13 protein-coding genes and 1 pseudogene are annotated in these 14,117 nt (G+C 49.0%); 11 read left to right on the top strand and 3 right to left on the bottom strand.

What is annotated here, in order from left to right:
• The 3 genes and pseudogenes from BMX45_RS26155 to BMX45_RS26145 form a co-directional block, all read right to left on the bottom strand.
• Positions 1 to 282: pseudogene (locus BMX45_RS26155) on the bottom strand (helix-turn-helix domain-containing protein); the annotation flags it as partial.
• A 69-nt stretch (positions 283 to 351) separates the two neighbouring features.
• The gene (locus tag BMX45_RS26150) at positions 352 to 1,464 is read right to left on the bottom strand and encodes a coiled-coil domain-containing protein (RefSeq protein WP_090913120.1); all 1,113 of its coding nucleotides are present in this window, start codon (positions 1,462 to 1,464) and stop codon (positions 352 to 354) included.
• Between the two features lie 255 nt (positions 1,465 to 1,719).
• A complete protein-coding gene (locus tag BMX45_RS26145; RefSeq protein ID WP_006209059.1) occupies positions 1,720 to 1,956 on the bottom strand; it encodes a DUF2626 domain-containing protein in 237 nt (78 codons plus the stop codon).
• Positions 1,957 to 2,297: 341 nt separating this feature from the next.
• On the opposite strand from BMX45_RS26145, the gene BMX45_RS26140 reads away from it, so the two are divergent.
• From BMX45_RS26140 to mraZ, 11 genes are all read left to right on the top strand, one after another.
• On the top strand, positions 2,298 to 2,948 hold the full coding sequence (locus tag BMX45_RS26140; RefSeq protein WP_090913118.1) for an RsfA family transcriptional regulator: 651 nt from the start codon (positions 2,298 to 2,300) through the stop codon (positions 2,946 to 2,948).
• A gap of 139 nt (positions 2,949 to 3,087) precedes the next feature.
• Entirely contained in the window at positions 3,088 to 4,047 is a 960-nt protein-coding gene (locus tag BMX45_RS26135) for a ketopantoate reductase family protein (protein WP_090913117.1), read from the top strand.
• A 12-nt stretch (positions 4,048 to 4,059) separates the two neighbouring features.
• Positions 4,060 to 4,446, top strand: a complete 387-nt coding sequence (locus BMX45_RS26130) for a DUF3397 domain-containing protein (RefSeq protein ID WP_090913115.1) — start codon at positions 4,060 to 4,062, stop codon at positions 4,444 to 4,446.
• A gap of 149 nt (positions 4,447 to 4,595) precedes the next feature.
• The gene (locus BMX45_RS26125; protein ID WP_090913113.1) at positions 4,596 to 6,260 is read left to right on the top strand and encodes a peptide ABC transporter substrate-binding protein; all 1,665 of its coding nucleotides are present in this window, start codon (positions 4,596 to 4,598) and stop codon (positions 6,258 to 6,260) included.
• A gap of 207 nt (positions 6,261 to 6,467) precedes the next feature.
• Entirely contained in the window at positions 6,468 to 7,400 is a 933-nt protein-coding gene (locus BMX45_RS26120) for an ABC transporter permease (RefSeq protein WP_090913111.1), read from the top strand.
• Between the two features lie 2 nt (positions 7,401 to 7,402).
• The gene (locus tag BMX45_RS26115; RefSeq protein WP_009590830.1) at positions 7,403 to 8,353 is read left to right on the top strand and encodes an ABC transporter permease; all 951 of its coding nucleotides are present in this window, start codon (positions 7,403 to 7,405) and stop codon (positions 8,351 to 8,353) included.
• 13 nt (positions 8,354 to 8,366) lie between these two features.
• Positions 8,367 to 9,362: an ABC transporter ATP-binding protein gene (locus BMX45_RS26110; RefSeq protein WP_009590828.1), complete on the top strand. Its 996-nt coding sequence runs from the start codon at positions 8,367 to 8,369 to the stop codon at positions 9,360 to 9,362.
• Entirely contained in the window at positions 9,359 to 10,297 is a 939-nt protein-coding gene (locus tag BMX45_RS26105) for an ABC transporter ATP-binding protein (protein ID WP_009590843.1), read from the top strand. Before BMX45_RS26110 ends, BMX45_RS26105 begins: the two co-directional genes overlap by 4 nt.
• Positions 10,298 to 10,485: 188 nt before the next feature.
• A complete protein-coding gene (gene bshC / locus BMX45_RS26100; protein WP_090913109.1) occupies positions 10,486 to 12,117 on the top strand; it encodes a bacillithiol biosynthesis cysteine-adding enzyme BshC in 1,632 nt (543 codons plus the stop codon).
• Positions 12,118 to 12,157: 40 nt separating this feature from the next.
• Entirely contained in the window at positions 12,158 to 13,426 is a 1,269-nt protein-coding gene (locus BMX45_RS26095; RefSeq protein WP_090913107.1) for an adenosylhomocysteinase, read from the top strand.
• A 207-nt stretch (positions 13,427 to 13,633) separates the two neighbouring features.
• Positions 13,634 to 14,071, top strand: a complete 438-nt coding sequence (mraZ, locus tag BMX45_RS26090; protein ID WP_009590832.1) for a division/cell wall cluster transcriptional repressor MraZ — start codon at positions 13,634 to 13,636, stop codon at positions 14,069 to 14,071.
• The last annotated feature ends 46 nt before the right edge of the window (positions 14,072 to 14,117 follow it).

Below are 14,117 nucleotides of genomic sequence, written 5' to 3'. Positions count from 1 at the left end.
ATACAACATGGAGAAGTCCGGAAGCTTAAACAATGCAGCGGTATCCATGAGAGAAGCGTCTGATTGAGCCATATGATTGAGTACGTCCAGTTTAAAGCTTGCCGGATAATTTGTATAGCCGTTAGTAAAGACGGCCTCACCATGCATCTCATAGAGCTTTAACCAATATTGGAATTGAGACTTGGTAACGCGCATTTGATTTGCGTATTCTGACTGAGATAGAAGACCCGAGTCATACCCTTGAATTAATGCCAATTTGCTGTCCTTAGTAAATTTAGTCATAAAAAACTGCACCTCCAACTGTTAGATGTGTCTAACAATTGGGGTGCAGTTCATCGCGGGCAGCTTTTTCTATAGATCCAGCTCCATTTTGACCACTAATCGTTGATCATCGCTTGCGACCTCCGTCGCTTTCAAGAAAGAAACCAGCTGCTTGGGATAAAAGTTCATGTCGAATTCTTCCTGCAGCGCTCTGCGCGTTGTATCGGGCAATTCCAGCCGGTTGAACACAAGTTTGTCGACTTCAAACATAATGGCATTCTCCGGTTCGTTAATGACGGTGTATTTCCCTTCAATCAGCAGCGACAAATTTCCGCTTTCGCCGGAAGCTATTACTTTTCCATCGTCAAAATGAAACGCAAAGCTATTGAAGATTTCGTCTTCGGATCTTAAAAACGTGTTGAGATCATCTTCATGGATGTCGATGGTGTATACCTTTCCGTTGGTCTTCAGCATATTTTTGCTGCCTTGGACGAACGACGGCAGATTTTCCATGGCGTTAGCCAGGGCCTGGAAATGACGCTTCACCTCGTACAGCCCTACATTCTCCCAATAGAGGGTAAACTCCTCGATCAGCCTCTTCATGGCATCGGGATTGCTGCTGGCTGTGAGTGCTCCATCTACCTGCTGCTCAAGCGCAAGCACCCGTTCGCGCTGCTTCACCAGGCTGTCCTTTACTTCGGCGAGCTGGGACGCATTCCGTGCTGCTTCAGCCTGAGCGGAAGCAAGGGAGCGGTACTGATTGTTATATACGGTAAGCGTATCCCGGTCGTTCTGAATAATAATATCGTAAAAGTCCATGATGCGGAAAAAGCCGGCTAAGTCTTTTGCAGAAAGCAGCATGAAAAATAAGCTATCCCGCTCACCCATGTAATATGACCGAAGGACGGCAGCTGCTCGATCTCGCCGGTCTTCAATACGCAAGCCCATATCCTGGATTTGGATTTGCAGGTCGCTCTGAAGAGTCTGCAATTCCTCCATGCGTTTGGTTATCCGTTCGATTTCATGATCGATTTCCACGATGGAGAGGCTGTCCTCCAGAAGCTTGCGCGCCTCTTCCGAGTCAGGCATGACGGGGCTGACATCCTGCTGGGAATAAACCGCGGCGGGAGCCCCAAAGAAGCTGAAGAACAGGGTTAAACACAGCAAGACCGGGAGGAGTGGGTATTTTACTCGTACTTTCAAACGGGAGTCCTCCTTGCATGGTTGTTAGTCGAAAGGATACCAACCACGGTCTGTCCCTTCATTTTAACCAATATATGACGCGTACGACTCAATTATCAACCATTAGGCACTAAAAAAGCGATCCGGCAGCTAAAGCACCTGATCGCTCTTTTAAGTACTTGTTCTCTAATCGCAAGGAAAAATCCACCAGCGGCCTCAGGTTGTCCAGGTTGACCGCCGGCGGATCTCGTTTATCGCTTGCATGGTTTACATATATTAGAGTGGTTTGCCCATAATGAAGACCGTCCAGTAGCTAAAGCCTGTGAAGGTCACGATCATATAAGCCCAGAAGAGAAGAATATAGGTTCTCTCCGTGAATTTCAAATATCCCAGGATCACGAAAAATGCAGTCTGCAGGAAGAAAAGCAGTGCCATTTCAATATGATCTCCGGCAAAGGCCATCAACCCGATGGTCAGGGTGAAAAAGCCAAGGACTCGAAACATCCGTGCCACGATTATATCCTCCTCTCGTATGTACGCACATAATGCTGCTATGAACATTATAGCGTTATGGGAAAAACGTGTAAACGCCTAACTCAAGAAAACCCTTTATTTTTTATTATTAACCCGAAGCAGGGCATTGAATTCGGGAACAATTTGGATGAAACGCCCCTTTTCCCTCCGTAAGAGTATGATCTGTAATCAAAATGGAAATACATTTTAGTATCAAATAGATTCTATGAACTCTATGAGAGGCATAGAAATGAACTAAGCAGTTTTTATACCCTATTCAGCAGCCGATTTACGGTATTGAAGACGGTTATTTTAGGATGTCGTTAGGAGGGTTTTATGGTATGTCAGCAGTGAGACAGGATGCATGGAGCGCAGAGGACGACCTAATACTGGCGGAGGTGACCCTGCGTCATATTCGTGAGGGCAGCACCCAATTGGCTGCCTTTGAGGAAGTCGGAGAAAGAATAGGCCGGACGTCGGCGGCTTGCGGATTTCGTTGGAACAGCTGTGTTCGCAAGAAATATGAGGATGCTATCAGCTTGGCGAAATCTCAGCGTCAAAAGAGAAGTTATTATAAGAAGCAGCCTTCCGCTAGCGGACCTCAAGTTGCAGGATTGGCAGCTCCGGAAATGGAGCACGATGTTTATAAAAATGATGGCGCAAGCGAAGAGACGCTGTCCATCGATGCGGTGATCCGTTTCCTTCGTCAGTGGAAGGGCGGGCTGCAGGAAAGTTCACGCCAATACAAACTGCTTGAGAAGAATTTGCGTGAAAAAGAGGATGAGCTTGCAAGGCTACGCAGCGAGAATCAACGGTTGTTGAAGGAAGTAAGCGAAGTGAAAACCGACTACCATGTGGTCAATGACGATTATAAGGCACTGATTCAGATTATGGATCGGGCACGGAGACTGGCTTTTTTGAATGAAGAGGATGAGGAACTGAAGACCCGCTTCAAAATGGATGCCAACGGTAATCTGGAACGAATCGAATAGGTAAAGGTTATCCTGATCCGCCGTAACCCGCACTAGTGCATTTCATGCGCTTTGGCGGGTTATTTGTGCGTATTGAAGATTATTCTGATATATACTAAGACTAGCACATCATGTTTAATGACAGTAATGGGGGATGATCATGAATATACATATCATCGGGGCCGGATCTTTGGGCCTGTTATATGCCGGCAAACTTGCAGCTTCAGGCTGCAGTGTCACGGTATGGTGCCGCAGCGAGGAGCAGGCGAGCAAACTCCGGACTTCCGGCATCACGATCGAGAAGACGGAGGGGAAGCCTCAGACCGTTGCCCCCAAATCTTTTTCGGTCCGTGCATGGGATGCCTTTGCCGAGTCGGGAGCGGCAGCGGATGCGGATTATCTCTTTCTCATGTTGAAACAGCAAGGGATCGAAGAAATGGCCAGGGACGTGCTGGCACCATTCGGACACAATCACCGCAATCTCATATGTTTTCAGAACGGTACGGGCCATTTGGAACGGCTTCGGGAGCTGCTGACCATGTGGAAGCTCTATGCAGCGATTACCACGGAAGGAGCCAAGCGTACAAGCAGTTCCTCGGTTCTGCACGCCGGCAATGGAACGACGACAATCGGCAAAATGATGCCTGCTTCGAGCTTTATAGGGGCTACACATCATGAAGATCATGATATTGAGCTGGTTAAAGAGCTGAATAGAGCAGGATTTGAAGCTTTATTGTCGAATGAGATGGATGAGATGATCTATCGTAAACTGCTGATGAATGCGGTCATTAACCCTTTGACTGCATTGTGGCGGATTCCTAACGGAGCGCTGTTAAACTCCCCTGAACGGGCCGGGCTTATGAAGCAGCTGTATCATGAAGGAATCCTTGTATATGAAGCTGCCGGAATTCCGTATGGAAACAAGCTGTGGGAATGGATTGTAAGCGTCTGCCAATCAACTTCAGGTAACACGTCCTCCATGCTAAAGGACGTGATGGACGGCCGAACGACGGAAGTTGCCTGGATTAACGGAAGCATTGTCCAGCTTGGACACAAATATGGCGTTTCTGTGCCAAAACACGAGCTGATCACGCAGCTCATCGAGGGGATGAATCTATAGGGGGGTCTTAGCATGGGATTTTTACAGGGTCTGTTTAACACATTGAGTCTTTTTCCGTTCATTCCGTTTCTGATCGTGTATATCATAGTGCTCCAAAGAAATAAGAATCGAAAACAAGCGCTGGAGCTGGCGATGGATATTACCACCTTTTTTATGCTGTTCTCGGTATCCGCCTTGTTTAATAATACGTTTCAGACCAAATTCGGATTTTATCTGATACTCCTGATGCTGCTGATCGCGGCGGGGCTGATCGGGAGCGCGCAAAACCGCTGGAAGGGCAAGGTAAACGGAAAAAGGCTGCTGCGAGCCGTGTGGAGGCTCGGCTTTGTCACGATGGGTTTTGGTTACATGGTTTTTACATTTTTTGGTCTACTCACCTACATAATTAAGATGATGTAAGTACAATCTAATAACTAGTATTATATGAGAAATCTGTTTGATCATTGGGTCAGGCAGATTTTTCAATTTCTTGATTTCTGGATTTTTTTGACCACTGGTTGTATAATCGATAAGCATATACCTAAAATCTATGAGGGGGATACCGCAAGATGAAGAAACAAAAGAAACTACTGCTTCTCATGACGCTGATTCTTGCCTTCAGTTCAGTGTTGGCAGCATGTGGAGCTAACAAGAATGATCAAAGCGCCAACAATGGGGAAGCGGGTAACAAACCGAAAGAGCAAGTCTTTCGCATGAACCTTGCTTCCGACCCTCCAACATTGGATCCGGGGTTGTCTCAAGACAATACATCGAATACGGTAATCAATGCTGTGTTCGAAGGTCTGGTTCGTAAAGGTGCAGAAGGCACTGAAGAGCCGGGCGTGGCTGAAAAATGGGATGTTTCGGAAGATGGACTGAAATATGTCTTCACCCTTCGCCAAGATGCCAAATGGAGCAACGGCGATCCTGTAACGGCCAAGGATTTTGAATACGCATGGAAACGCGTACTTGATCCAAACTTTACTCCTGCATCACCGTACGCATATCAGCTGTACTATATCAAGAACGCTGAAGCTTACAATCTTGGAGAGATCAAAGACGCCAATGAAGTGGGCGTAAAAGCTACCGATGATTACACGCTGGAAGTTACGCTGGAGAACCCAACGCCATACTTCCTCAGCTTGATGTCTTTCCAAACGTACTTCCCGGTTCACAGCTCTGTGGAAGGTAATGCTTCTTGGGCGACCAAACCGGACACTTTGATCGGCAATGGTCCGTTCAAAGTTTCACAAATGACAAAAGGTCAAAAGATCGAGCTTGTTAAGAATGACCAATATTGGGACAAGGACTCCATCAAACTTGAAAAAGTCCAAATGAGCATCGTCAACAGCTCTGCAACTGAACTCTCAAGCTACCGTAACGATGAATTGGATTATGCAGGTCACCCAACAGGCAACATCCCGACGGATCAACTGACGGCGATCAAAAAGGAACTGGGCGATGAACTGATGATCAAAGGGATTTCATCGACGTATTTCTATATCTTTAACACAACGGAAGAGCCATTCGACAATGTGAACATCCGTAAAGCATTTTCTATGGCGATTGACCGTAAAGCGATCGTAGAGAAAATTACGCAAGGCGGACAATTGCCTGCTTACGGCTTTGTTCCTCCAGGCATCAAGGGTGAGTCCGATGAGTACCGTAACGAGGTGCCGGATACTTACTTCCAAGAAAATCTTGAAGAAGCCAAGAAACTGCTCGAGCAAGGAATGAAGGAGAAAGGCTATACCACAATGCCTGAAGTTACTCTGATCCACAACTCCGATGACAACCACAAGAAAATTGCGCTTGCCATTGCCGATATGTGGAAGAACAACCTTGGCGTTACTGTGAAGGTTCAAAACCAAGAGTGGGGCGTATTCCTTAAGAATCGTGATGACTTGAACTATCAAGTGGCACGTTCCGGCTGGGGGGCGGACTATAACGACCCGATGACTTATATCGATATGTGGACATCCAACGGCGGTAACAATGACACTGGTTTCAAAAACGAAGAATACGACAAACTTGTGAAGGATGCCTATGCGACAAGCGATAATGCCAAACGCATGGAGCTGATGTCCCAAGCTGAGAAAATTCTCGTTGAAGACAACCAAGTGGTCATGCCGATCTACTACTACTCCAGTGTGTCCCTGGTTAAACCATGGGTGAAGAACTTGCATCTGGATTATAAAGGTGACATTGATTTCACACGCGCATATATCGAGTAGTCTTTTGTAAACCATTATAAAAGGTTGCGTTTCGGGATATATATGTGGGGCATTCTAAACCTCATATATATCCCGATTTTTTATATGAGCGCAAGGTTTCCAAATCTTGTGTCCGTTGGGGAAAGTTAAGGGATGCCCAATCCGTCCTGGAATTATACAATTATAGAGACGGCTTGGTTTAGAAGAACAGATCAGGAGGCTAGCGAAATGCTGAGGTATGTGGCGAGTAAGTTTTTTTATATGCTTGTATCGTTGTTCATACTGATCTCAGCCACTTTTTTTCTTATGAAAGCCATACCGGGCGATCCGTTTATGGGAGAGAAAAAGCCATCGCCTGAAATTCTGGCGAGGCTGATGGAGCAGTATGATTTGGATAAACCGGTATTTCAGCAGTATACGAAATACTTGGGCAATATCATCCAGGGTGACTTTGGCTTGTCCATGAAGAAACAGGGACAATCCGTAACAGATATTATTGTAGACACGTTCGGCCCGTCACTACGTCTGGGTCTTATCGCGATTGTGGTATCCGTCATCGTGGGCGTCCTGCTGGGGATGCTTGCAGCCTTGTATCACCGCAAGCTGATTGACAACATCGCCATGATTATCTCGGTTCTGGGCATCGCGGTACCGAGTTTTGTGCTCGCGTCCTTGTTGCAATTCGTTCTCGCGGAGAAAGCAGGCATATTCAACGTCATGGGCTTCGAGGGACCGCTGGACTACGTGCTTCCGGTCATGGCGCTGTCTGCACAACCGATTGCATTTATCGCTCGTTTGACAAGGTCCAGCATGCTGGAAGTTTTGCATTCGGATTATATCAAGACGGCGAAGGCCAAGGGCCTTAACTGGTTTGCGATTATGTTCCGTCATGTTATCCGTAACGGTATTTTGCCGGTCGTGACTTATGTCGGTCCAATGACAGCGAACATTATCACGGGTTCGGTCGTCATTGAACAGATTTTCGGTATCGGCGGCATAGGCAAGCAGTTTGTTGAAAGTATCACGAACCGTGATTATACAGTCATCATGGGAATTACGATTTTCTACGGCATCCTGCTGATGCTGGCTCGTTTTATCACGGACATCGTTTATGTATTTGTGGATCCACGCATTAAATTGACCGGCGGGAAGGAGAGGTAGACATGGAGAAAGAACAGCGTATGCCTCATCCTGCGGCACTAAACTTGAAGCCTGAAGATTTTCAGAAGATTGGTCCTGATGAGAAGCAATCCGAGGTAATACAGCGTGAAAGCTTGTCTTCCTGGAGAGATTCCTGGGAGAGATTGCGCAAGAACAAGCTGGCAATGACAGGCTTGATTATTATGATCCTGATTGTCATCATGGCCATCATCGGCCCGATGATCTCTAAATATGATTATGAAACGAATGATTTGATGAATACGAATATGCCGCCTTCATCAGAACATTGGTTTGGAACCGACGATCTGGGCCGCGACGTTTTTGTTCGTACCTGGATGGGAGCTCGGATATCCTTGACCGTTGGTCTTGCAGCAGCTGCGATTGACTTGATGATTGGCGTAATATATGGCGGCATCATGGGTTATTTCGGTGGCCGCGTCGATGAGTTCATGAATAAGTTTGCGGAAATTTTGTATTCCATTCCGTACCTGCTCGTTACGATCTTGCTATTGGTTGTATTCGAGCCAAGTTTAGGCACGATCATACTCGCCTTAACCATCACGGGATGGATTAACATGTCCTGGATCGTGCGGGGCGAGATCATGCAGCTGAAGAGCAGAGAATATGTACTCGCTTCACGCTCGATGGGTGCGGGGACTGCGCGCCTGCTGTTCCGGCATTTGATTCCGAATGCGATGGGTCCGATCATCGTTACCTTGACCTTGTCGGTTCCAAGCGCAATCTTTGCCGAGGCTTTCCTGAGTTTCCTTGGTCTTGGCGTTCAAGCACCGGTTGCTTCATGGGGCTCCATGATTAATGATGCCTTGTCCGGATGGATGTATTATCCATGGCGGATGTTGTTCCCTGCTCTATTTATCAGCTTGACGATGTTGGCATTTAACATTTTCGGTGACGGGTTGCGTGACGCGCTGGATCCGAAATTGAAAAAATAGGAGGTGGGAAGGTATGGAACCGATCTTGCAGGTGAAGGACCTCAACGTATCGTTTCGTGTTCGCGGCGGTGAAGTAAAGGCAGTCCGCGGCATGAATTTTGAAGTCGGCAAGGGGGAGACGGTTGCCATCGTCGGTGAGTCCGGAAGCGGTAAAAGTGTTACCGCCCAGACCATTATGCGATTGATTCCGTCCCCGCCCTCGGAAATAAAAAAAGGAGAGGTCATTTTCCAAGGACAAGACCTTCTCAAAAAAACGAACAAACAGATGGAAGCCATTCGCGGCAAGGACATCGGGATGATTTTCCAGGATCCGATGACCTCGCTCAATCCAACCATTAAAATAGGAAAACAAATCACGGAAGTGCTGGTCAAGCACCAAGGGATGTCATTCTCGGAAGCCAAAAAACATGCCATCGAAATGCTGAAGCTGGTGGGCATCAAAAACGCGGAAGAGCGCTTCAACCAGTATCCGCATGAATTCTCCGGCGGTATGCGCCAGCGCGCGATGATCGCGATCGCCCTTGCATGCAAGCCGACCCTGCTGATCGCGGATGAACCGACGACTGCCCTTGACGTTACCATTCAGGCGCAGATTATGGACGTGATGAAGGAAATGCAGGAGCGTTTGGGCACATCCATCATTCTGATTACGCATGATCTCGGCGTTGTTGCCGGCATGTGCGACCGCGTGATTGTCATGTATGCGGGCGAAGTGGTGGAAACGGGAACGAAATGGGAGATTTTCAAAAATCCGCAGCATCCTTATACCAAAGGCTTGCTTCGTTCCATGCCGCGCCTGGATCAGAAGAAGGACGAGCCGTTGATTCCGATCATCGGTACGCCTCCCGATCTCATTAAGCCGCCGGTGGGCTGCCCGTTTGCTGCTCGCTGTGATGAGGCTATGCGAATTTGTGAACGGGTTGACCCGGGCGCAACGGAATTCAGCGACACGCACATCGCGCGCTGCTGGAATCTGCACCCGATGGCGAAGGAGGCGCAGGGCTCATGAAGGATAACCATTTAATTGAGGTAAAAGGCCTGAAGAAATATTTTAACGTTGGGAAAGGTCAAGTGCTTAAGGCGGTTGACGACCTGAACTTCTTCATTCGCGAAGGCGAAACGCTTGGTATGGTGGGTGAGTCCGGCTGCGGCAAGTCAACCGCAGGACGGACGATTCTTCGCCTCTATGAACCTACGGCCGGAAGCGTTAATTTTAACGGCACGGACATTTACAAGCTGTCCCCTGGCAAGATGAAGGCGATGCGCCGCGATATGCAGATGATTTTCCAGGATCCGTATGCCTCGCTGAATCCAAGATTTACGGTGTCGGACATTATCGGCGAAGCGTTGGATATTCATGGAATGGCAGGCAGCCGCGCCGAACGCAAGAAGCGTATTGAGGAGCTGCTGGATATGGTCGGCTTGAACAGCGACCACGCGACGCGTTACCCTCACGAATTCTCGGGTGGTCAGCGTCAACGGATCGGGATTGCCCGCGCCCTTGCGGTAAACCCTAAATTCATCATTTGTGACGAGCCGATTTCGGCGCTTGACGTTTCGATTCAGGCGCAGGTGGTCAATTTGTTGAAAGATCTGCAGGATCGGCTTGGATTAACTTATCTCTTCATTGCGCATGACCTGTCCATGGTTAAGCATATCAGCGACCGGGTTGCGGTGATGTATTTGGGCAAAATGGTGGAGCTGGCAGACAGCGAGGAACTGTATGCGAACCCGATCCATCCGTACACGAAAACCCTGCTGTCCGCGATTCCGATTCCCGATCCTGAAATTGAGGCAAACAAAAAGCGCCTTAAGCTGGAAGACGATTCGCAGGGGCCGATTTCGGCGGCCAAAGGCGAAGACGGAACGGTTCAGCTGGACGTGAAGGATTCGGAGCTGGTCGAAGTGTCCAAAGGACACTGGGTTGCCAAAGCCTACGCTTAAGTCATCGACAACTTGTTAATAGGAAGCTGCTACAAGAATAGCCGCTGGCATCGTGCCGGCGGCTATTCTTTTCCTTTGACGCACAATGCCAACATTCGGTACAATCAAGAAAGGCAAAAAATAAAGAAACAAATTACTTGCATGCACAATCTAGATTTGGTTGCGACGTAGAATAGGAGGCATACCTCATGAATATCGTTCCGGAACCATTATCCCTTGCTTCGCGTCTCGCCCATGATTATATTCACCATTTCGACCGGGTAAGCGGGTTCTACGGTGAAGATCACCGCGGCGAGCACGGCTATGCCGAGCGGGTACAATGGCTGGATCTTTCGGAAGACAAACGAATTCAGCGCAAGTTGCTGGCAGCATGTCTTCGGACGTATAACCAGAAACACAATGATCATCCCGCCGTACATAAATCACTTCAACTGCTGGAACAGCCCGGAACTGTTACCATGGTTGGTGGACAGCAAAGCGGTTTGTTTACCGGCCCCCTGCTTGTCATATATAAAGCCATCACCGTAATTCAGGCTGCACGCGAAGCGGAGGAACGCTTGAATCGTCCCGTTGTGCCTGTATTTTGGATCGCCGGAGAGGACCATGACTGGGATGAAGTCAATCACACGTATTTCCTGACTCCGGATCAGCAGCTGTCCAAAATCAAGCTGGATGCCAAGGACGGGCTCAGGACATCGGTGAGTTATACCGATGTTCCTGAAGAGGACTGGTCGATGATGCTGGCAGAGCTTCAGACGCAACTGGCGGACAGCGAATACAAGGCAGACCTGCTGAAGCTTGCGTCTCAATCGTTTGACGGCTCGGCCGGATTAAGCGAAGCATTCGCTAAACTCATCGGCTGCATGTTCGGCAAATATGGACTGATCCTGCTGGATTCCGCAGACCCGGGACTTCGGGCGCTGGAAGTGCCCATATTCGAATCGCTGATTACCCGCAACGAGACACTGGGACTTTCGTACCAGCAGGCTGCAAGGGATATCGACGGACTGGGCTACGAGGTCCAGGCCGACGTATCCGAGAACGGGGCCAATCTGTTCTACTTGCATGAAGGCAGACGCCTGCTGCTGTACCGGGAAGGAGGCGTGTTCTCCGACCGCAAGGGCATCGTTTCTCTCACGGAGGAAGAATTGCTTCGGGATTTGCATCAGTTTCCTGAGCGCTTCAGCAATAACGTGCTGACCCGGCCGATCATGCAGGACTCGCTGCTCCCCGTGCTGGGGACGATACTCGGTCCTGGCGAAATCTCTTACTGGGCGATTACGCGCTTTGCATTTGCCGATATGGGCTTACAGATGCCTTTGATCATCCCGAGAATGTCTTTCTCCATTGTGGACGGCACCGTCCACAAGCTGATGGAGAAATACGGATTGTCCTTCGAGGATGTTCAGCTTCGCTTGTCCGAGAAGCGCGAGGCTTGGCTGGCAAGCAAGGACGAATTGAATCTGGAGGAACGCTTCAGCGAAACCCGGAAACAATTCGAAGCATTATATCAACCTCTGATAGAAGATCTTGGCAAAATGCAGGGCGGACTGTTAAAATTAGGTCTAACCAATAAGGATAAAATATTGGAGCAGATGGATTACCTGTTAAGTAAATCCCGGAATGCCCTGGAACAGCAGCATGAGGCCGCCTTGGCGCAGTGGAAGCGCATCGAACAGACGCTGCTCCCGGAAGGGAAGCCTCAGGAGCGGGTATACAACATACTGGAGTACATGAATCGTTACGGATTGAATCTGGTGGATCGCCTGATGGAAATCCCATACGATGCTTCGGGCATGCACCGCGTCGTTTACGTATAATGATCAGGAATTCAATCATCAGATCCTAGGAGGCTGTTAAATGAGCTCATCATCAATACAAACCAGCAATATTGCCGACCTGAAACTGGCGCCGGAAGGTCATCTCAAAATTGATTGGGTGCAGGCGCACATGCCGGTATTGAACCGGGTACGCGAACAATTCGAGAAAGAACAACCGTTCAAAGGCTTGAAAGTGGCCATCTCGCTGCATCTCGAAGCGAAGACTGCGTATCTGGCGAAGGTCATCCAGGCCGGCGGAGCCGAAGTGACGATTACCGGCAGCAATCCGCTGTCTACGCAGGATGATGTATGCGCTGCGTTGGTGGAAGACGGAATCACGGTGTTTGCCAAGTACAACCCGGATCCGGAGGAATACAAGCAGCACCTCATCGCAACGCTGGAAACGAGACCGGATCTGATCATCGACGATGGCGGGGATCTGGTAACGATCCTTCACTCCGAGCGCACGGATCTGCTAGAAGGAGTGCGTGGCGGTGCCGAAGAGACAACGACGGGCATTCTGCGCCTGAAATCGCTGGAGAAAGAAGGCGCTCTGAAATTCCCGATGGTTGCCGTGAATGACGCTTACTGCAAATACTTATTCGATAACCGTTACGGTACGGGGCAATCAGTCTGGGACGGGATTAACCGAACGACCAACCTAGTGGTTGCAGGCAAAACGGTCGTTGTCGTCGGCTACGGCTGGTGCGGCAAAGGCGTGGCGATGCGCGCCAAGGGTCTCGGCGCCAACGTCATCGTGACCGAGATTGATCCGATCAAGGCGGTTGAGGCTTACATGGACGGCTTCCACGTTATGCCGATGCGCGAAGCGGCTAAACAGGGAGACTTTTTCGTAACCGTCACGGGCAACCGCGACGTCATTAGCGGAGAAGACTTTGATGTCATGAAGGATGGCGCCATTTTGTCCAATGCCGGGCACTTTGATGTGGAAGTCAACAAGCCGGATCTGTCGGAGCGATCCCAGTCGGTTCGGACGGTTCGCCGAAATATCGAAGAATACCATTTGAAGGACGGCCGTAAGATTTATTTGCTTGCAGAAGGCCGTTTGGTGAATCTGGCGGCAGGAGACGGCCATCCGGCAGAAATCATGGATATGACGTTTGCCCTTCAAGCCTTGTCGCTTAAACACGTGAATGATCAGTACCAAAGCATCGGCAACCGCGTCGTGAATGTTCCGTACGAGCTGGATCAACAGGTTGCTTTATATAAACTGGAAAGTCTAGGTATCCATATCGACAGCCTGAGCGCTGAGCAGAAGTCCTATTTGGACAGCTGGGCGCAGCATTAAACCGCAGCAGCTTCAGATCATTTGCAAACCTCCTTTCCATCCCCCGGCGGGATGAAAGGAGGTTTTTTGCGCGGTTGTTCTGAGAGAAAGTTCCAAAAAAACAACTGCAGCTCAGAAGGGATTTGATTCTTGACGCCGAATCTATTATCCTAAAGTGGTGGAAAGTGGTGCAAAGTGGGGAATCGGGGTTAAGGAGTGGAATGCCTGATGTTTATGGGGGAGTTTCAGCATAGCATCGACGATAAGGGGAGAATCATCATCCCTGCTAAATTTCGCGACCTCCTGGGCACCTCGTTTATCGTAACCCGCGGATTGGACAATTGCCTCTTTGTATACCCCAAAGATGAATGGGCCATCATGGAGCAGAAGCTCAAATCCCTACCGCTCATGAAGTCGGATGCTCGCGCATTCACCCGGTTTTTTTTCTCCGGGGCGACGGAATGTGAATGGGATAAACAGGGAAGGGTAAATTTGCCGGGCAATTTGCGCGAGTTCGCCAAGCTCGAGAAGGAATGCGTCGTCATCGGCGTATCGAGCCGCGTGGAGATCTGGAGCAAGGAGCAATGGCAGAATTACTATCAGCAGTCGGAGGAAGCGTTCAACGACATTGCTGAGAAGCTGGTAGACTTTGATTTTGACTTATGACCAGCTAGGAAAATCCCGTAATCGCAAATGGACAAGTTACACTAAA

The sequence above is a fragment of the Paenibacillus sp. cl141a genome (assembly GCF_900109305.1).
GTDB classification, from domain to species: Bacteria; Bacillota; Bacilli; order Paenibacillales; family Paenibacillaceae; genus Paenibacillus_AQ; species Paenibacillus_AQ lautus_A.
The sequence above is the reverse complement of the archived record's forward strand: the minus strand, read 5'-3'. Positions and strand labels throughout refer to the sequence as shown.